We start from the raw sequence: 18,085 nt of genomic DNA, 5'->3' as shown, positions 1-18,085 counted from the left end.
CTTTAGATTTTATAGTTCAGGTTCATTTAATACGTTAAGCAAAAATAAACGCTTGCGATAAGTTTTCAGCACGCAATCAATATGTGGTTGCGGCATAAAGGATTGTGAATAAATCTGCTCTACTTTTTCCTTTTCTTGTATAATTTCAGGAATTAATTTTTGAATAATCACATTTTTATTTAATCCAATATTTTCCCCAAACTCGACAAAATCATCGCCGATATATTCGCCGTATTGAGTATTAAATCCTTTGGCTAGTGTGTCATTACCCTCTTCTCGCACTAACAATGGCAAGGCAAGTAGTGTTGAATTAAATATTTCAGGATAGGGCGACACTGACACAAAATCATAAATTGGAGCAAGTTTTGGATGACTGTTTTTGGGATAAATAAATGAAAAATTGCGTAAGTGAAGATCATTATTTCCTAATAAATAAGCGTAAATAATTCGACGAAAAATTTCTCGTTGCTGAGCTAAATGATTTTCAGTGTGCTGCAAAATAAACTTAGCAATTTGTTCATAACTCACATATTGCTCATTATCTGCACCTATTTTTCCGTACTTGTCTCGAATATTCATTGCACCATCAAGTTGTTCTTGGTGCATTGGTTTTTGCTGTTTATCACGATCAAAACGCTTTATAACAAAAGCAAATTCTTTATGATTTTGTTCGCCAGCAAAAGAAACTAAACCATTTTCTGGCACATCAAACCCTAATTCTTTCATAATGCGCATGGTGGCGTGTTCATTTTCAGCTAAAAAAGGATACTCTTCTGGAGAGGGCTTTAAAATATAGTTTCCCTGTTGATTTATGCTGTTAAAGTGATCATCTTCGATAATAAGCTGTAATTTTGGTTGAAAACCTGAAATGCTCATTCCTTGCTGTTTTTGGGGTTTCACTGTAATAAATTCTTGGCGAGAAAAAGGTAATTCAGGATTAAAATGTTTATTGCCTGTAAGGTAATGCAAACCTTCAGCACTGTAACCTGAAAGTGCTTCATTTTTCTTTAATGGCTTTAATAAAATACGACAAAAATTCATTGTTTTTCCTCCTGAATTTGCACTGCACCTAACATATTTTCACCATTATTAAGTAAAAAGCGAAACATATCACCTTCATCAATTCGTTGATGAAATGCATATTTGTGTTTTAGCCAGCCTTCTGGGACTAGCGATGCAAAATAAGGGAATAAGGTGTCAGAATGAAAAGGGCTTTGCTCAATAGGAAAGCTGAGAGAGAGCGGTATTCCTTGATAATCGGGGTTGTAAGAAAAATGAAAACCATGATGATCTTCTCTAAGTAAGCCAATAAATTCACCGTAGAGAAATACTTTTCCCGAGCGGACTAAATCGCGCATAGTGAAACCCCTAATGTTTGAGCAACAAGAAACACGGTTGTAAATCTCACTTGGCTTGGATCTTGAAATAATCGGTTCAAGGTAGAAATAGACACGCCAGTTTGCAGTTCTAGCATACTAAGCTCAATACCAAGTGATTTACGCTTATCATTGAGCATTTTTCCAAATGCTTTGAGATCGGTAATTTTCCCTGCGTAAAGTTGTTGTCTTTGCGCTTGTTCATAGGTAATGACTGATTTCTGAAGCTTTTTTAATTCATCAATTTGATTTTCTAATTGTGCACTAAGGTTATTCATATTTGATACTTTTTCTTTTAATAAAATATTTTTATATCATATATGGTTTTTCGCTTTTTTGAATATCTTTTTTGATTTTTTTAGGAAAAAAATTTTAGGAATTATTCAAAAATGATACTTAAAATCTGCTCTGTCCATTTGTAATTTGTCCCATTTTTTGGAGAGCAGATTAAATTAATTGGAATGTTGTTTGCTTGAGCTAAATATTCAAAATTTTATAAAGGTCATCCAAATAATGAATAGATTGAATTTTACGAATTGTGCGGGATTTTCCTCGAATTAAAATGGTTTCAGTGCTGGCTAAATTGCCTTTGCGGGAGATACCTTTAAGCAAATCGCCATTGGTAATGCCTGTTGCAGTAAATACAAGATTGTCATCACGCACGAGATCTTCAAGTTTTAACACTTCATTCACTTTTACGCCCAGTGCTGCACAGCGTTGAATCTCATTAGCTGCAATTTTTTTATTTTCTTCGGTGTCGCCTTTTACTTCATTGCGTGGGATTAAACGAGCTTGCATATCGCCACCTAATGCTCGAATGGCTGCAGCAGCTGCCACGCCTTCTGGCGTACCACCAATTCCATAAAGAAGATCGACTTCAGCATCAGGTAAACAACACAATACGGAACCTGCCACATCGCCATCAGGAATTGCCAATACTTTCGCGCCCAAGTTATGTATTTGTTTAATTACGGCATCGTGACGTGGTTTTGCTAATACCATTACGGTAAGGTCAGAAAGGGATTTTCCTAGCTTAGATGCGATGCGGCGAAGATTTTGTTCCAGTGGTAAATTTAAATCAATGATGCCTTTTACATTTGAACCCACCACTAATTTTTCCATATACATATCAGGTGCTTTTAAAAAGGTATTTTTGCCACCTGCAGCCAAGACAGAAATAGCATTAGATTGCCCCATTGCGGTCATACGTGTACCATCAATAGGATCTACTGCGATAGAAACTAATTCCCCTAAGCCAGAACCGACTTTTTCGCCAATATAAAGCATTGGGGCTTCATCAATTTCGCCCTCTCCTATAACGATTTCAGCGTCCATATGAATCAAATTCAGCATATAACGCATCGCTTTTACCGCTGCATCGTCTGCCGCATTTTTATTTCCTCGACCAAGCCACGTGTAAGCTGCTAGAGCGGCGGCTTCTGTTACTCGTGAAAATTCAATGGCTAATGCTCGATTCATTATTATTCTCCTTCTGCTTATTTTTCAAGATTATGGTAAAAATAGCATCATTCTATCACTGAGTAATCGTTTGCATAATAAATTTTTATTCAATGCTTTAAAAAGGTAAATTTACTGGGTAAAATACCCCTAAACTTACCCATATTTAAAAGGAAATCATTATGTCTTTAGAAATTTTAGACCAACTTGAAGAAAAAATTAAACAAGCGGTAGAAACTATCCAATTACTTCAATTAGAAGTTGAAGAATTAAAAGAGAAAAACGCAGAATCTCAAAGAAATATCGAAAACTTACAAACTGAAAATGAACAGCTGAAAAACGAACATCGTAATTGGCAAGAGCATATTCGTTCATTACTTGGTAAGTTTGATAACGTTTAATCGTAGTAAAAGGCTTAGATTTTCTAAGCCTTTTTATTTTAATCATTTCAATAATTTTTTCTCTTTGAGAAAAAATAAATATAGGATAATAAAATGCACATTTGCATTCTTTCAGGCAGCACTTTAGGTGGTGCGGAATATGTTGCCGAGCATTTAAACGATGTTTTAGAAACTCAAGGTTTCTCCACCGCACTTTTTCACGGACCAAATTTATCTGACATTGAAAACGAGAAAATTTGGCTGATTGTCACTTCAACGCACGGTGCAGGCGAATTGCCAGACAATTTAAAACCTCTATTTGATGAATTAGCAAATAGCCAAAAGGATTTTTCAGATGTTCGCTTTGCGGTCGTTGGATTAGGTAGTTCTGATTATGATACTTTTTGCTATGCAGCGGACAAAGTGGAGCAAACACTTCAAGCAAAAAGTGCGGTAAAAATTTGTGAGACTTTAAAAATTGACGTGTTAAACGTGGATGATCAAGAAAGTTATGCTGAAGAATGGTTACCGAGTTTTATTGAGGGATTGAAATGATCGCCCTAATTCAGCGTGTGTCTCAAGCAAAAGTGGATGTAAAGGGCGAAACAATAGGGAAAATTGGCAAAGGTTTGTTAGTTTTGCTTGGTGTAGAAAAAGAAGATAACCAAGAAAAAGCGGATAAACTTGCTGAAAAAGTGCTTAATTATCGAATTTTCAGTGATGAAAATGACAAAATGAATTTAAATGTTCAACAAGCGCAGGGGGAATTACTTATCGTTTCGCAATTTACATTAGCAGCGGATACGCAAAAAGGTTTACGCCCGAGTTTTTCAAAAGGTGCGTCCCCAGCATTGGCTAATGAATTATATGAATACTTTATCCAAAAGTGCGCAGAGAAATTACCTGTTTCAACAGGGCAATTTGCAGCGGATATGCAAGTGAGCTTAACAAATGATGGGCCTGTGACGTTTTGGTTAAATGTATAACAAGAAAATCTAAGTTGGCAATAAGCTCACTGTTTTACATTTGTTTTATTAAATGGTTTAGTTAATGGAATATTCTCGTTAAAGCGTATAAATTCCATCAATTAATAATGAACCATATATTCGGTTGGTAAGCAAAAAGGCGGACTGAAGCCCTCTATTGCTCCCTCACCCATAAATGGGCGTTTCCTTTCACCAATGGTCACTTAATAATAACGAGCAATCGCTTATTATTTCACTAATAAAAATGCGATGAAATTCTTTTCAAATTGCACCGCACTTTTAAGAATATAAGAATAGTAAATTATTGTCGGATTAAAAGAGCAACGGCTTCACAAGCAATCCCCTCTTGTCTTCCTGTAAAGCCTAATTTTTCGGTAGTCGTTGCTTTCACATTAACTTGCTCAATATCGCATTGGATATCTTCAGCTATTTTGGCACGCATTGCATCAATATGTGGGCGCATTTTAGGTGCTTGAGCGATGATGGTAATATCAACATTACCTATTTTATATCCCTTTTCTTGTACTTGACGAAATGCTTCACGAAGTAAGCCTCGACTATCCGCATTTTTATATTGCATATCGGTATCGGGGAAAAGTTTTCCAATATCGCCTAAAGCCGCAGCCCCTAAGATTGCATCAGTTAATGCGTGTAATGCCACATCGCCATCTGAGTGCGCAATAAAGCCCGTATGATAAGGCACTTCTACACCACCAATAATTAATGGACGATCTTCGCCAAAAGCGTGAACATCAAAGCCGTGTCCAATTCTGATCATAATTTATTCCTTGTTAAATAAAATTCTGCTAATGCTAAATCTTCTGGACGAGTCACTTTTAAATTATCGCTACGTCCAGCCACTAAGTGCGGTCGAAATCCAGCAAGTTCTATTGCGGATGCTTCATCTGTTATATTCGCACCTTGTTGAATTCCTGTGGAAAGCGCATCTCTTAATATATCTACTGGGAAAAACTGCGGTGTCATTGCTTGCCAAAGCTGGCTACGATCTTCTGTTTTTACAATACATTGCTGATTGTCCGCTCGTTTAATCGTATCTGTTACTGGGATTGCCAAAATCGCACCTTGTTTATCTTCAATAGCTAACAATTTATCAATATCAGCATGTTGTAAACAAGGGCGGGCAGCATCATGAACAAGCACCCAGGCATTTTTTTCCGCAATTGCATTTAAACCATTTAAGACAGATTCAGCTCGCGTTGTGCCACCTTCCACTAACTGAATTTTAGGATCGAGCGATAGTGTAGAAATATAAGGATCATCTTTGCTTACCGCCAAGATAATTTTAGATACGGCAGGATAAGAAAGCATCACATCGAGTGTATGTTCAAGCAGTGTTTTGCCAAGCAGCGTTAAATATTGTTTCGGTTTATCCGCTTGCATTCGAGAACCCACGCCAGCAGCTGGCAAGACCGCAATAATTGAACGAGCCATTATTTACTCTCTTTTACAATATGATAGAACACTTCATTTTCTTTCACTAAGCCATGTTGCATTCGTGCGCGTTCTTCGATCGCTTCAAAACCTTTTGTTAATCCTTGAATTTCTGCATTAATACGCTGATTACGCTGAGATAGCTTTTCATTTTCTGCTTGATTTTCCTTAATTTTCTCAGCATTTTGACGATAATCTAAAAAACCGTTACTGCCAAACCAAAAATCATGTTGAAACAATACTAATACTGAAAGAAGGATTAAAATAAGAAGTCGCATACGGATATTTATTGTGAGTAAAATTTTAACCTGTTTACCGTGAAAAATTAGGAAAAACGATAAAATGAAAGAAAGTGCGGTTAAAAATCCTTTTATTTTAACCGCACTTTTTTGTATAAAAATTATTTTCTAGAGAGAGGTGGAACAAAGGTTAAACCTAAATCCCAAGGTTGCTCAATCCAAGTATTTTGTGGAATATCAATTACGTAATCATCCACTAATTCCGCACCTGCAGGTTTTGCAAATACAGTGACAAATTTTGCATTAGGGTACATTTGACGAATCGCACGCGCCGTATTACCCGTATCAACTAAATCATCTACCACGATAAATCCTTCGCCGCCATTTGGCACTTGGGCTGCATGAAGAACTTGTAGTTCTCCCTGATTGTTATGATCGTGATAACTTGCGATACAAACGGTTTCAATATGACGAAGACCCAATTCACGAGCCAATACAGCCGCTGGAAACAAACCACCGCGACTCACCGCAATAATACCTTTCCATTGGGAAGCTGGAAGTAAACGTTCTGATAATTTGCGGGCATGCATTTGAAACATATCCCAAGTTACCACATATTTTTCGCTCATAATTGCACCTTAGTTTAAATTTATCGAGAAATAAAAAATTGCGTAAGAATAACCCGAAATGGCGTTTTATGCTATTATTTCGTAAATATTTTCAGTAAAAAGGAGCAATTATGTCTGAAATTACAACACTTCAACCTTCACTGTTATGGAAATGGTTTGATCAAATTTGTGCAATCCCTCATCCTTCTCATTATGAAGATACGTTAGCTAACTTTATTGTAAATTGGGCAAAAGAAAAGCATTTTTTTGTTGAACGCGATGAAGTAGGTAATGTCCTCATTCGTAAACCCGCAACGAAAGGAATGGAAAATCACACACCTGTTGTGCTACAAGCGCACTTAGATATGGTGCCACAGGCTAATGAAGGCAACCCACATGATTTTACCAAAGATCCTATTCAACCTTATATCGATGGAGAATGGGTAAAAGCACGAGGTACCACATTAGGAGCTGACAATGGTATCGGTTTAGCCTCTACTTTAGCGGTGTTAGAAAGCAATGATTTAGCCCATCCACCTCTTGAAGTGCTTTTAACAATGACAGAAGAAACTGGGATGGATGGCGCAAAAGGCTTACGTCATAACTGGTTACAATCTGAAATTTTAATCAATACAGATACTGAAGAAATTGGCGAAATTTACATTGGTTGTGCGGGCGGCATTAACGCAAACTTTGAAATTCCCGTTCAATATGAAACCAATACGTTTGAGCATAGCGCACAAATCACCCTTAAAGGTTTACGTGGCGGTCACTCTGGCGGCGATATTCATACAGGGCGCGCAAATGCAATTAAAGTCTTAGCACGAGTATTAGCAAAACTCACTCAAAATCAACCGCACTTTGCTCTCTCTGAGATTCGTGGTGGCTCAATTCGTAATGCAATTCCTCGAGAAGCAGCAGCTGTGTTAGCCTTTAATGGCGATGTAAAAACCATAGAAAGTGCGGTAGAAAATCTAGCGGTTGTGCTTAAAGAAGAATTAGCAATTGCAGAACCTAATTTCACACTTTTTGTAGAATCCGCAGAAAAAGCCCCTACCGTATTCACCGCACAAAGCACTCAAACGGTTATTAACGCACTCAACGTATTGCCAAACGGCGTAATCCGCAATAGTGATGTAGTTAAAAATGTCGTAGAAAGCTCATTAAGCGTTGGCGTATTGAAAACAGAAGGTAATGTTGTAAAAAGCACTATTTTAGTTCGTTCATTAATTGAAAGCGGTAAATATTACGTAACTGAAATGCTCAGCTCACTTGCAATCTTAGCAAATGCAAAAGTCGAGTTTTCTGCGCCTTATCCAGGCTGGCAACCTGTAAATGACTCAATCATCTTAGACGTTACTCGTAAACATTATGCTGAAGTGCTAGGCGAGCAACCTGTAGTGAAAGTCATTCACGCAGGATTAGAATGTGGTCTTTTAAAAGAACATTATCCACATATAGAAATGATTTCTATTGGGCCAACAATCCGAAATGCTCACTCACCAGATGAAAAAGTGGAAATCGCAGCAGTACAAACCTATTGGGATTTATTGACAAGAGTACTTGCCGATATTCCTGCGAAGTAATCTAATATTAATTAAAAGTGCGGTTAAAATTTCTTTTGTTTTAACCGCACTTTTATTTTTTTCGTTTCGCTCTTGGGTGCGCCTGATCGTACACTTCTGCTAGATGTTGGAAATTTAAGTGAGTATAAATTTGTGTGGTGGAAAGGTTGCTATGCCCAAGCAATTCTTGCACGGCGCGTAAATCAGAACTGGCTTCCAACATATGCGTCGCAAAAGAATGACGTAATTTGTGCGGATTAAGATGGCTATTTAAGCCTTGACGAATACCCCAAGTTTCTAAACGTTTTTGAATGGCTCGATGAGAAATGCGATTTCCAAGCTGGCTAACAAATAACGCCTCATCTTTTGGATTAAATAACGACCGCACTTTTAACCATTCCTGAATGGCATGCGAAGCGTAACGCCCAAACGGCACTACACGCTCTTTGTTACCTTTCCCGATGACACGCACTTCCCGCACGCGGGTATTAACGCTGTTTAAATCTAAGCCTTGTAATTCAGATAAACGTAAACCTGAACTATACATTAATTCCAAAATAGCACGATCACGAATATCAATCGGCTCTTTGCTATCATTTGCAAGCAACTGTTGAACTTGCTCGCCATCCATATTTTTCGGTAAATGCTTGCCTTGTTTTGGTGCGGAAATGCCTGTGGCTGGGTTTACTTTCAATTCTCCCTGTTGCACTAAAAAACTGAGAAATCGACGCAATGCGGATAAACGTAAAGCCAAGCTTTTTTCTTTTAGGCCTTGTTTTTTGCTTTCCGCCAAAATAAAACGCACCACGCTGGGTGTCACTTGTGCCCAAGCATGAATGTCTTGTTGCGCTAAGATTTTGATGATGGCATCAAGTTGATGTTGATAATTGGTGAGCGTGTGAGGGCTCATTTGGCGTTCAATCCGCAAATAATCCCAATAACGATTTAACGCTGTTAGCATTACAGACTCAATTCAAATAAACGTTCTTTCGGGTTTAATTTAAACCCTTCCGCTTCCAACATTGAATATTGATTTTGCGCTAATTCCGCGACTAAACGATTGGATTGCGTAAAATGCACAAAGTCTTTTGCTTTAGAAATCAACGCCGCATAAATTTCTGTTTGTTGAGGATGTTCTAATACAAAAATATCGGTGATTTGCCAATAGCGTTGTAATTGTAAAGAAGAAAGGCGAGGAAAAAGCTGCACAAAGCCAATAGCCTTTTCATTTTCATCCACCGCAATAAAAAACTGGCTTTCATTAAAACGCATACGATTAGTTAAAAAAGCTAAGGTACGTTCTGGATTTTCTGCTTGTCCATAGGCTTGGCGATAGGCTTCAAAAAGAGGAAGAAGCACGTCAATATTCCATTGTTCAGCTTTGAAAAGTTTCATAATTGGTTATTTTTTATTGGTTCCATACAGGTAATTGTAGCTTTTTAGCACAAGATAATCATCTTTCTATGAGAATTTTTTTAATTTTATGATCTTCTGCAAAGAATCGTGGTGAAATTTTGGTATAGTAAGCAAGTTAATTTTATCAACTATGGAGAAACAAAAATGGCACGTCGTCCTTTAGTTATGGGTAACTGGAAATTAAACGGTTCCAAAGCGTTCACCAAAGAATTAATCGAGGGATTAAAAGCAGAATTACATGATGTAACAGGTTGTGATGTAGCAATTGCCCCCCCCGTTATGTATTTAGGTACGGCTGAAGTAGCACTTTCTGGTTGTGGTTGCAGCTGTGGCGGTAAAAGTGTGGTTCAATTAGGCGCACAAAACGTTGATGTGAACGTAAAAGGTGCATTTACTGGCGATATTTCAACTGAAATGTTAAAAGATTTCGGGGCAAAATATATCATTATTGGACACTCTGAACGCCGCACTTATCATAAAGAAAACGACGAATTTATCGCGAAAAAATTTGCCGCACTTAAAGAAGCAGGTTTAGTGCCAGTATTATGTATCGGCGAATCGGAAGCAGAAAATGAAGCAGGCAAAACAGAAGAAGTGTGCGCACGTCAAATTGATGCAGTGATCAACGCATTAGGTGTAGAAGCATTCAATGGTGCAGTGATCGCATACGAACCAATCTGGGCAATTGGCACTGGTAAATCTGCGACTCCAGCACAGGCGCAAGCCGTTCACGCATTTATCCGTGGTCACATCGCTGCCAAATCTCAAGCCGTGGCAGAGCAAGTGATTATCCAATACGGTGGTTCTGTAAATGATGCAAATGCCGCTGAATTATTTACTCAGCCAGACATCGACGGTGCATTAGTGGGTGGCGCATCATTAAAAGCTCCTGCATTTGCAGTAATTGTAAAAGCAGCGGCAGCAGCAAAAAACTAATTTTCAGTTAATTAGAATAACAACAAAAGTGCGGTGAATTTTTACCGCACTTTTTTATATCTTATATGTTTTTGATGAAATGGGTTAGTAAGCGGTATCAATCGGCAATTCTGCTCTGCACCATCCATCAAATCCGCCAATCATACTAAATACATTTTCATAGCCTTGTTCCACGAGAAAAGTCGCTACATTGCGACTACTCACGCCGTGATAACAACTCACAATAATAGGCGAGTCAAAATCTGCTAGTTCTTCAAATTGCAAAAAACTTTGGTTGGTTAAATGAAAAGCACCTTTAGGATGTGAATAAGCAAAGCGCATATTATCTCGAATATCGACTAATATCGCGCCTTGTTGCATCATTTCCCAAGCTTTCTGTGGGATTATTTCTTTAAATGACATTTATAAACTTCTTTTTGCGTGTTGTTTGTACACGCCATCAATCATAACAAGAATCATCGCGATGACTAAACAAATAAAAAGTGGGTAGCTTTCGCTATCAATTTGTTCTCCGATCAAAAATGATACGCATAGCATCATAATAGTTTCAACATAACCAAGCAGACCGAGTAAACTCATAGGAAGCATATTACTGGCTATTACATAGGCAATTAACGCAGTACCGCTGATTAATCCTAGTAATACAAGCAGCCCCCAAATATTAGGATTGCTTTGTTCGACCACTGCGAAATCTGTTTGCATCGCAAAATAAATACTGACAGGAATAAGACTTAACATTTCTAAACAAAAGGAGGCAAGATCGGTATTTTTTAACGCTTTTCGGATAGAAAAATACGCGGTGTAACCTAAACAGATAACAATGGCTTCCCAAGAAAGACCGCCTTTTAACACAATATTAGAAATTACGCCTAATGTTGCAATGATAACTGCAATAAATTTGAATGTTGAAATGCGTTCTTTAAAAAACACGCGACCTGCTGCCACCATTACAATTGGTAAAAGTAGATAACCAAAAGATACACTTAATGAACTGCCATTATTCGGTGCCCAAAGAAAAAGCCACATTTGAAAACCCATTAATAATCCGCAAAGTAAATACGACAATGCTAAGTGCGGTCGTTTTTGAATGCGTTTTAAACGTTCAATTAAAGCCGCTTTTTGTTTAAATAATGTGACGGACAACAGGACAAAAGGAAAAGTAAATATCATCCGATAACCGAAAATATCTGTGCCACTCAAAGGTTTGAGTAACGTAGAAAAATAATACATATAGCCAAATAGAAAAGAGGCTAATAATGAAACGAGAACACCTTTAAACATAAGAAATCCTTATTTTAAACCATTATTTATTCTATTCTAACATCGCCCAAAATGCACGGACTAGGGGCTGTTCGAGATTTCTTTTTTGTGTGCAAATACCTAATTCAAAAGGCTCAATAGGTTTATCAAGATTAAGTCTGGAAATTTGGTTATTCATTGGGCTGTTGTCAATTACTGCATCAGGCAACATTGCTAATCCAAATCCTAATCCCACCATTGGCACAATTCCTTCGTGCCCGGCAACGGTAGCATAAATTTTCGGATGTTTAATTTGTTTCTCTCGTAACCATTGTTCAATCCGCTGCCGAGCGTGCCCTTCAACAGGGAAAATAAAAGGCATTTGCTGCCAATCAATTGGTTTTTCTTGCAGTAATTGTGTCGCCAAACAAGCCACTCGCGGGGCAATTAGGGACAAACTAATATCATCTATTTTATGAAAAACTACACTAGAGGGCAGATTATTTGGTTTCCCCGCAAGTGCGAGATCGACTTGCTGCGCTTGAATTAACTCTAGTGCTAACGCTGGATCGCCTGTAGTCAGTTGAATTTCCACTTTAGGATAACGCTGGCGAAACTGTTTAAGTACGTGCGGAAGATGGCTATAAGATGCGGTTACAGAACAAAAAAGTTTAATTTCACCGCAAAGTTCATCGGATTCATCTTTCAGTTGTTGTTTAAATTGTTGCCAGTTTTGCCATTCTGTTTTAGCAAATTGCAAAAATTTCTCGCCATATTCAGTAAGTTTGACTTGACGATTATCACGAATAAAAAGTGTCTTCCCTAACTCGTCTTCCAATCGTTGAATTTGACGGGAAAGCGTAGAGGGAGACATGTGGTTTTGGGTGGCAGTTTTGGTGAAGTTTTTTGTATCACTGAGGTGGATGAATATTTGTAGGTCGGTAAATTCCATAATTTCTTCTTTTATTTAATATCGGGTTTCGCCGATGGCGACCTACTTTTTCTTTGCTCGTGCAAAGCAAAAGTAGGCAAAAAGAAAACACGCCCTACTTTGCCTTATTTCCTGAAAAATTGGAAATTTGCTTAACGGAAATTTGCTGAACTCGCTACGCTCAAACAGACGAAAATTTCCTACAAATTTCCAATTTTTCAGGCGGCAAAGAAGGGAACCGATTTTGTTCTTTCTTAAATTTAAAAACGAATGCAAAACTAACCGCACTTTTTAAATAACACTAAGGTAAATTATGCCCCATATAAATCGCCTTTGCGACTTTCAATTTTTAGGCAATTTGCGTCTGTTTGAGCGTAGCGAGTTCAGCAAATTGCCGTTAAGAAAATTGAAACAAAGCAAAGAACAGCGATTTAATTGGGGCGTGTTTTCTTTGCCTACTTTCTTTTACACGAGTAAAAGAAAGTAGGTCGCTCATCGAGCGAAATACGATGTCAATCCACAAAAAAACAACATAATTGCACAAATCGCAACATTACATTCCTATAATATCACTTTACGCAATTATAAAAAATCCTATAATCAAACCACAACAAAAAAATATGCAAACACAACATCATACAATTATCAACCTTACACAATTAAGGACAAAAAATGGCTAACTATTTCAACACATTAAATTTACGTCAAAAATTAGATCAATTAGGTCGTTGTCGTTTTATGGATCGCGAAGAATTTGCAGATGAAGCAAACTTCTTAAAAGGCAAAAAAATCGTTATCGTGGGCTGTGGTGCGCAAGGTTTAAACCAAGGTTTGAATATGCGTGATTCTGGCTTAGATATTAGCTATGCCTTACGCCCTGAAGCAATTGCAGAAAAACGTGCATCATTCCAACGTGCAACCGAAAATGGTTTTAAAGTGGGTACTTATGAAGAATTAATTCCAACTGCAGATTTAGTCGTAAACTTAACGCCAGACAAACAACACTCTAAAGTGGTTGCTGATGTGATGCCTTTAATGAAAAAAGACTCTGCATTTGGTTATTCACACGGATTCAATATTGTTGAAGTTGGCGAAGAAATCCGTAAAGATATTACGGTTGTGATGGTTGCGCCAAAATGTCCAGGTACTGAAGTTCGTGAAGAATACAAACGTGGTTTCGGTGTGCCAACATTAATCGCAGTTCATCCTGAAAATGACCCGAAAGGCGAAGGCATGGCGATCGCAAAAGCATGGGCTGCTGCAACTGGCGGTCATAAAGCAGGTGTTTTAGAATCTTCATTCGTGGCAGAAGTAAAATCTGACTTAATGGGTGAGCAAACAATCCTTTGCGGTATGTTACAAGCAGGCTCTATCGTATGTTATGACAAATTAGTGGCAGACGGTAAAGATCCTGCATACGCAGGTAAATTAATCCAATACGGTTGGGAAACCATTACCGAGGCATTAAAACAAGGTGGTATCACATTAATGATGGATCGCTTGTCAAACAGTGCAAAATTACGTGCATTTGAACTGGCTGAACAAATCAAAGAAAGCCTTGGTTTTTTATATTACAAACACATGGATGACATCATTAGCGGTCACTTCTCTGCAACAATGATGGCAGACTGGGCAAATGGCGACAAAGATTTATTCGCATGGCGTGAAGCAACAGGTAAAACAGCCTTTGAAAATGCACCAAAATATGATGGCAAAATTAGCGAACAAGAATATTTTGATAACGGCGTATTAATGATCGCAATGGTTAAAGCTGGTGTAGAATTAGCCTTTGATGCGATGGTTGCAAGCGGTATTTATGAAGAATCAGCTTACTATGAATCACTTCATGAATTACCATTAATTGCGAACACCATCGCACGTAAACGCTTATACGAAATGAACGTAGTAATTTCAGATACCGCAGAATATGGTAACTATTTATTCTCTAACGTAGCAACCCCAATTCTTGCAAAAGAAATTATCCCTAATCTTCAAAAAGGTGACTTGGGCGAGCCAACTCCAGCAGTGGAAGTCGATAACATTACTTTACGTGATGTAAACGATGCAATTCGTAACCATCCTGTTGAATTAATCGGTCAAGAATTACGTGGTTATATGACAGATATGAAACGTATTGCTGTTGCAGGTTAATGTTAAATTGAACTGAATTAAAAACCGACTTTATCAATATAAAGTCGGTTTTTTCATAGATAAAATTAATCATAAAAATGCACCTTAATTACAACGTGCATTTTTCTTATTTAAGCATCCATCGACATACAAAGTAAAGTTAATGGATGAATACAAGTTACGTTAGATGACATATCAATTTGCCATTTACAGGTTTGACATTCAGATATAACGTAATCAAATCCACCCTCGTCAAACCTGATAATATTGTGTACACTCCGTTGGTAAAAGAACTTGCACAATATAATGTGGAAGTGCATCCTTACACCGTGCGTAAAGATGCACTACCCGCGTTTTTCACAGATGTAAATCAAATGTATGATGCCTTATTGAATAAATCAGGGGCAACAGGTGTATTTACTGATTTCCCAGATACTTGCGTGGAATTCTTAAAAGGAATAAAATAATTTCTATTATAACCGTAGGTAAGTTTATTTACGGTTATTAATGCCATCTATGATGAAAAACACTTTTCAATTGAAAAGTGTTTTTCAGAAAGACTTACTATATCCTTAATGAATAGGAACATAATATGAAAACAACGTTAAAAATGACCGCACTTGCGGCTCTTTCTGCTTTTGTTTTAGCTGGCTGTGGTTCACACCAAATGAAATCAGAAGAACATGCAAATATGCAATTACAACAACAAGCTGTGCTTGGATTAAACTGGATGCAAGATTCTGGCGAATATAGAGCATTAGCTTATCAAGCGTACAATGCGGCAAAAGTTGCATTTGATCACGCAAAAGTGGCAAAAGGTAAGAAAAAAGCGGTTGTGGCTGATTTAGATGAAACTATGTTAGACAACAGCCCTTATGCTGGCTGGCAAGTTCAAAATAACAAACCATTCGATGGTAAAGATTGGACTCGTTGGGTAGACGCACGTCAATCTCGTGCCGTTCCGGGTGCGGTAGAATTTAATAATTATGTAAACAGCCACAAAGGTAAAGTGTTCTACGTAACAAACCGCAAAGACAGCTCTGAAAAAGCAGGCACTATCGATGATATGAAACGCTTAGGTTTCAATGGCGTGGAAGAATCTGCATTTTATTTGAAAAAAGACAAATCAGCTAAAGCGGCTCGTTTTGCAGAAATTGAAAAACAAGGCTATGAAATCGTACTTTATGTAGGCGATAACTTAGATGACTTCGGTAATTCCGTATATGGCAAATTAAACGCTGACCGCCGTGCATTCGTTGATCAAAACCAAGGCAAATTTGGTAAAACTTTCATCATGTTACCTAACGCAAACTACGGTGGCTGGGAAGGCGGTTTAGCTGAAGGGTATTTCAAAAAAGATACACAAGGCCAAATCAAAGCTCGTTTAGATGCAGTACAAGCTTGGGATGGTAAATAATTTTCCATTAAAAAGATCGATTTAAATATCGATTTTGAAAATTTAATTGAGAGGCTAAGTTCAGTTTTTACTGGCTTAGCCTTTTTAATTTTTCAAGTTCACTCAAGTAATCATCATTACTACAGCCTGAAGTTTTGCTATGATGTTGCAAGTCTTTCAAAATAGAAATCTAATTCAATGAAGAAGAATTTTTCAGTGGGGAAATTGCCGTTTAAAGGAAAAAGTGCGGTTAATTTTCACCGCACTTTTAAACCAAAATTAAAACCCAAAACGTTGTCGTTGGATGAAACCACAGTTGTGTTATTCAATAAACCTTTTGATGTGCTCACACAATTTACCGACGAACAAGGACGCGCTACCTTAAAAGATTTTATCTCAATTCCAAATGTTTATGCGGCAGGTCGATTAGATAGAGACAGTGAAGGATTACTGATTTTAACCAATAATGGTGAATTACAACATCGTTTATCAGATCCCAAATTTAAAACAGAAAAAACCTATTGGGTGCAAGTGGAAGGTATCCCTGAAGAAACCGATTTAGCACAACTCAGAAAAGGTGTAGAACTTAAAGATGGTATGACTAAACCCGCTAAAGTGCGGTTAATTTCAGAGCCAAATTTATGGGAACGCAATCCACCTATCCGAGAACGGAAAAATATTCCCACAAGCTGGTTAGAAATTAAGATTAGTGAAGGGCGCAACCGCCAAGTGCGGAGAATGACTGCGCATATTGGTTTCCCCACTTTACGATTAGTGAGAGTGAGTATGGGCTCATTATCTATTAATGGATTAGAAAATGGCTCATTTAGATTATTATCATTGGATGAAATAAAAGCGTTATTTCAGACCGTCAAATTATAAAAATAGGACAAGTATTTAGCTTGCCCTAAATTTTTCTCCCATAAATATTGCGCACTGAGTAAATTAGCACTATCCGCAACGCGATGAGCTTGGTCAATATTGAATTGCTCACTTAACCTTCAAGCGGTGCTCGCTCGAATATCTGCAACTTGGAAGTTTTTTCTAGGCTATAAATGACGCCTTCGCGCAATGCACCGTCAGAATAGCGCATTTGTTGAATACGAAAAACGTCAAACACTGCACTTAAAATCGCTAAACCGGGTACAAAAACATCCACGCGGTCTTGGTTTAAACCGTTAATATTTAGCTCGGTAAAATGCTTGGCTTGTAGTGTTTGTTTAATTAGAGCATTTAATCGCTCGGCTGTAATGGTTCCATTTGGATCGAGATTAGTCGCAATGACTTGTGCAACAGTTTTAATCGTTCCCGATGAACCAAGTACAGATTGCCAACCTAATTTGCGATATTCAAAGCCTAAATCTTCGATTTTATTGACCGCACTTTGGCGCGCGCGTTGAAAGTTTTCTGGGGAAATAATACCATCGGTAAAAAATTGAGTCGCAAAACTCACACATCCCATATGTCGGCTTTCAGCTATAAGCGGCGTGAAATCATCGCCGATGATCATTTCTGTCGAGCCACCACCAATATCTATAACAAGCTTTCTGCCTTTTTCTGGTTGAGTGTGGCATACGCCAGCGTAGATGGTTTTCGCTTCAGTTTGCCCACTAATAATATTAATGGGATAGGGGAAAACTTTGGCTGCTTGACGTAAAAATTCGTCATTATTCACCGCTCTTCGTAACGTATAAGTGCCAACTACATTGACGTTTTCCATAGGAAATCCTTGTAAACGTTCAGCAAATAAGGCTAAGCAATTTACACCACGTGTGATGGCCTCTTGATTAAGCACCGCATTTTCATCTAAGCCTTCCGCGAGTTTAACTTTTTGTTTTAAGCGCGAAAGCACTTGGATTGAGCCGTTTACAATACGCGCAACAATCATATGAAAGCTGTTTGAGCCAAGATCAATCGCAGCAATTTCACGTACATTGCCACGATGTTTGGGTTCTAAAATAGCGTCATTCATA

The 18,085-nt window shown here is 37.9% G+C and carries 21 protein-coding genes and 2 pseudogenes; 9 read left to right on the top strand and 14 right to left on the bottom strand.

Annotated features, from left to right (window positions below):
• Nucleotides 1-9: 9 nt before the first annotated feature.
• The 4 genes from K6J66_RS01715 to glpX all read right to left on the bottom strand — a co-directional run bounded on the left by K6J66_RS01715 (nucleotide 10) and on the right by glpX (nucleotide 2,855).
• Nucleotides 10-1,041, bottom strand: a complete 1,032-nt coding sequence (locus K6J66_RS01715; protein WP_038439531.1) for a type II toxin-antitoxin system HipA family toxin — start codon at nucleotides 1,039-1,041, stop codon at nucleotides 10-12.
• On the bottom strand, nucleotides 1,038-1,358 hold the full coding sequence (locus K6J66_RS01710; RefSeq protein WP_020910207.1) for a HipA N-terminal domain-containing protein: 321 nt from the start codon (nucleotides 1,356-1,358) through the stop codon (nucleotides 1,038-1,040). The genes K6J66_RS01715 and K6J66_RS01710 overlap by 4 nt, the downstream gene beginning before the upstream one ends.
• Nucleotides 1,346-1,654: a helix-turn-helix domain-containing protein gene (locus K6J66_RS01705; protein ID WP_005661200.1), complete on the bottom strand. Its 309-nt coding sequence runs from the start codon at nucleotides 1,652-1,654 to the stop codon at nucleotides 1,346-1,348. Before K6J66_RS01705 ends, K6J66_RS01710 begins: the two co-directional genes overlap by 13 nt.
• Before the next feature lie 199 nt (nucleotides 1,655-1,853).
• Nucleotides 1,854-2,855 carry a class II fructose-bisphosphatase gene (gene glpX / locus K6J66_RS01700; RefSeq protein ID WP_038439532.1) on the bottom strand — a complete coding sequence of 334 codons (1,002 nt, stop codon included), beginning with the start codon at nucleotides 2,853-2,855 and terminating at the stop codon, nucleotides 1,854-1,856.
• A 161-nt stretch (nucleotides 2,856-3,016) separates the two neighbouring features.
• Here glpX and K6J66_RS01695 point away from each other — a divergent pair, with 161 nt between their 5' ends.
• From K6J66_RS01695 to dtd, 3 genes are all read left to right on the top strand, one after another.
• On the top strand, nucleotides 3,017-3,235 hold the full coding sequence (locus K6J66_RS01695; RefSeq protein ID WP_005650820.1) for a cell division protein ZapB: 219 nt from the start codon (nucleotides 3,017-3,019) through the stop codon (nucleotides 3,233-3,235).
• 93 nt (nucleotides 3,236-3,328) lie between these two features.
• Nucleotides 3,329-3,769 (top strand): FMN-binding protein MioC, encoded by a 441-nt coding sequence (gene mioC / locus K6J66_RS01690; protein WP_005667635.1) that lies wholly within the window; start codon nucleotides 3,329-3,331, stop codon nucleotides 3,767-3,769.
• A complete protein-coding gene (gene dtd / locus K6J66_RS01685; protein WP_038439533.1) occupies nucleotides 3,766-4,200 on the top strand; it encodes a D-aminoacyl-tRNA deacylase in 435 nt (144 codons plus the stop codon). The genes mioC and dtd overlap by 4 nt, the downstream gene beginning before the upstream one ends.
• Nucleotides 4,201-4,501: 301 nt before the next feature.
• Here dtd and ispF read toward each other — a convergent pair whose 3' ends face one another.
• From ispF to gpt, 4 genes are all read right to left on the bottom strand, one after another.
• Nucleotides 4,502-4,978 (bottom strand): 2-C-methyl-D-erythritol 2,4-cyclodiphosphate synthase, encoded by a 477-nt coding sequence (gene ispF / locus K6J66_RS01680; protein WP_005661209.1) that lies wholly within the window; start codon nucleotides 4,976-4,978, stop codon nucleotides 4,502-4,504.
• Entirely contained in the window at nucleotides 4,975-5,652 is a 678-nt protein-coding gene (gene ispD, locus K6J66_RS01675) for a 2-C-methyl-D-erythritol 4-phosphate cytidylyltransferase (RefSeq protein ID WP_005655267.1), read from the bottom strand. Before ispD ends, ispF begins: the two co-directional genes overlap by 4 nt.
• Nucleotides 5,652-5,930, bottom strand: coding sequence for a cell division protein FtsB (ftsB, locus tag K6J66_RS01670; RefSeq protein WP_005665661.1), 279 nt, complete (start codon nucleotides 5,928-5,930; stop codon nucleotides 5,652-5,654). The genes ispD and ftsB overlap by 1 nt, the downstream gene beginning before the upstream one ends.
• Nucleotides 5,931-6,052: 122 nt before the next feature.
• On the bottom strand, nucleotides 6,053-6,520 hold the full coding sequence (gene gpt, locus K6J66_RS01665) for a xanthine phosphoribosyltransferase (protein WP_005632242.1): 468 nt from the start codon (nucleotides 6,518-6,520) through the stop codon (nucleotides 6,053-6,055).
• A gap of 110 nt (nucleotides 6,521-6,630) precedes the next feature.
• Between gpt and pepD the strand changes: the two genes are divergently transcribed.
• The gene (gene pepD, locus K6J66_RS01660; RefSeq protein WP_038439545.1) at nucleotides 6,631-8,085 is read left to right on the top strand and encodes an aminoacyl-histidine dipeptidase; all 1,455 of its coding nucleotides are present in this window, start codon (nucleotides 6,631-6,633) and stop codon (nucleotides 8,083-8,085) included.
• Between the two features lie 52 nt (nucleotides 8,086-8,137).
• Here pepD and xerC read toward each other — a convergent pair whose 3' ends face one another.
• Nucleotides 8,138-9,025 (bottom strand): tyrosine recombinase XerC, encoded by an 888-nt coding sequence (xerC, locus tag K6J66_RS01655; protein ID WP_038439546.1) that lies wholly within the window; start codon nucleotides 9,023-9,025, stop codon nucleotides 8,138-8,140.
• The gene (locus K6J66_RS01650; protein ID WP_038439547.1) at nucleotides 9,025-9,459 is read right to left on the bottom strand and encodes a GNAT family N-acetyltransferase; all 435 of its coding nucleotides are present in this window, start codon (nucleotides 9,457-9,459) and stop codon (nucleotides 9,025-9,027) included. The genes xerC and K6J66_RS01650 overlap by 1 nt, the downstream gene beginning before the upstream one ends.
• 165 nt (nucleotides 9,460-9,624) lie before the next feature.
• Here K6J66_RS01650 and tpiA point away from each other — a divergent pair, with 165 nt between their 5' ends.
• Entirely contained in the window at nucleotides 9,625-10,416 is a 792-nt protein-coding gene (tpiA, locus tag K6J66_RS01645) for a triose-phosphate isomerase (protein WP_038439548.1), read from the top strand.
• 84 nt (nucleotides 10,417-10,500) lie between these two features.
• On the opposite strand, the gene glpE is transcribed toward tpiA, so the two are convergent.
• Genes glpE through ilvY form a run of 3 tightly spaced genes read right to left on the bottom strand, consistent with a single transcriptional unit; the run spans nucleotide 10,501 to nucleotide 12,607 of the window.
• On the bottom strand, nucleotides 10,501-10,818 hold the full coding sequence (gene glpE, locus K6J66_RS01640) for a thiosulfate sulfurtransferase GlpE (RefSeq protein ID WP_021034662.1): 318 nt from the start codon (nucleotides 10,816-10,818) through the stop codon (nucleotides 10,501-10,503).
• A complete protein-coding gene (gene rarD, locus K6J66_RS01635; RefSeq protein WP_038439549.1) occupies nucleotides 10,819-11,697 on the bottom strand; it encodes an EamA family transporter RarD in 879 nt (292 codons plus the stop codon).
• A 31-nt stretch (nucleotides 11,698-11,728) separates the two neighbouring features.
• Entirely contained in the window at nucleotides 11,729-12,607 is an 879-nt protein-coding gene (gene ilvY, locus K6J66_RS01630) for an HTH-type transcriptional activator IlvY (RefSeq protein WP_038439550.1), read from the bottom strand.
• 651 nt (nucleotides 12,608-13,258) lie between these two features.
• On the opposite strand from ilvY, the gene ilvC reads away from it, so the two are divergent.
• From ilvC to K6J66_RS01610, 4 genes and pseudogenes are all read left to right on the top strand, one after another.
• Complete coding sequence (gene ilvC / locus K6J66_RS01625; protein ID WP_005654301.1) at nucleotides 13,259-14,737, top strand: ketol-acid reductoisomerase; 1,479 nt, start codon at nucleotides 13,259-13,261, stop codon at nucleotides 14,735-14,737.
• Between the two features lie 233 nt (nucleotides 14,738-14,970).
• Nucleotides 14,971-15,183: pseudogene (locus K6J66_RS01620) on the top strand (glycerophosphodiester phosphodiesterase family protein); the annotation flags it as partial.
• 125 nt (nucleotides 15,184-15,308) lie between these two features.
• Nucleotides 15,309-16,133, top strand: a complete 825-nt coding sequence (gene hel, locus K6J66_RS01615; protein ID WP_005658434.1) for a lipoprotein e(P4) — start codon at nucleotides 15,309-15,311, stop codon at nucleotides 16,131-16,133.
• 177 nt (nucleotides 16,134-16,310) lie between these two features.
• A complete protein-coding gene (locus tag K6J66_RS01610) occupies nucleotides 16,311-16,994 on the top strand; it encodes an rRNA large subunit pseudouridine synthase E (RefSeq protein ID WP_038439551.1) in 684 nt (227 codons plus the stop codon).
• A gap of 44 nt (nucleotides 16,995-17,038) precedes the next feature.
• On the opposite strand, the pseudogene ppx reads toward K6J66_RS01610, so the two are convergent.
• Nucleotides 17,039-18,084, bottom strand: a pseudogene (gene ppx, locus K6J66_RS01605) (exopolyphosphatase); the annotation flags it as partial.
• Nucleotide 18,085: the final 1 nt, after the last annotated feature.

Source organism: Haemophilus influenzae, assembly GCF_019703545.1.
Lineage (GTDB): Bacteria > Pseudomonadota > Gammaproteobacteria > Enterobacterales > Pasteurellaceae > Haemophilus > Haemophilus influenzae_E.
This window is presented reverse-complemented; position numbering and strand designations above follow the sequence as displayed.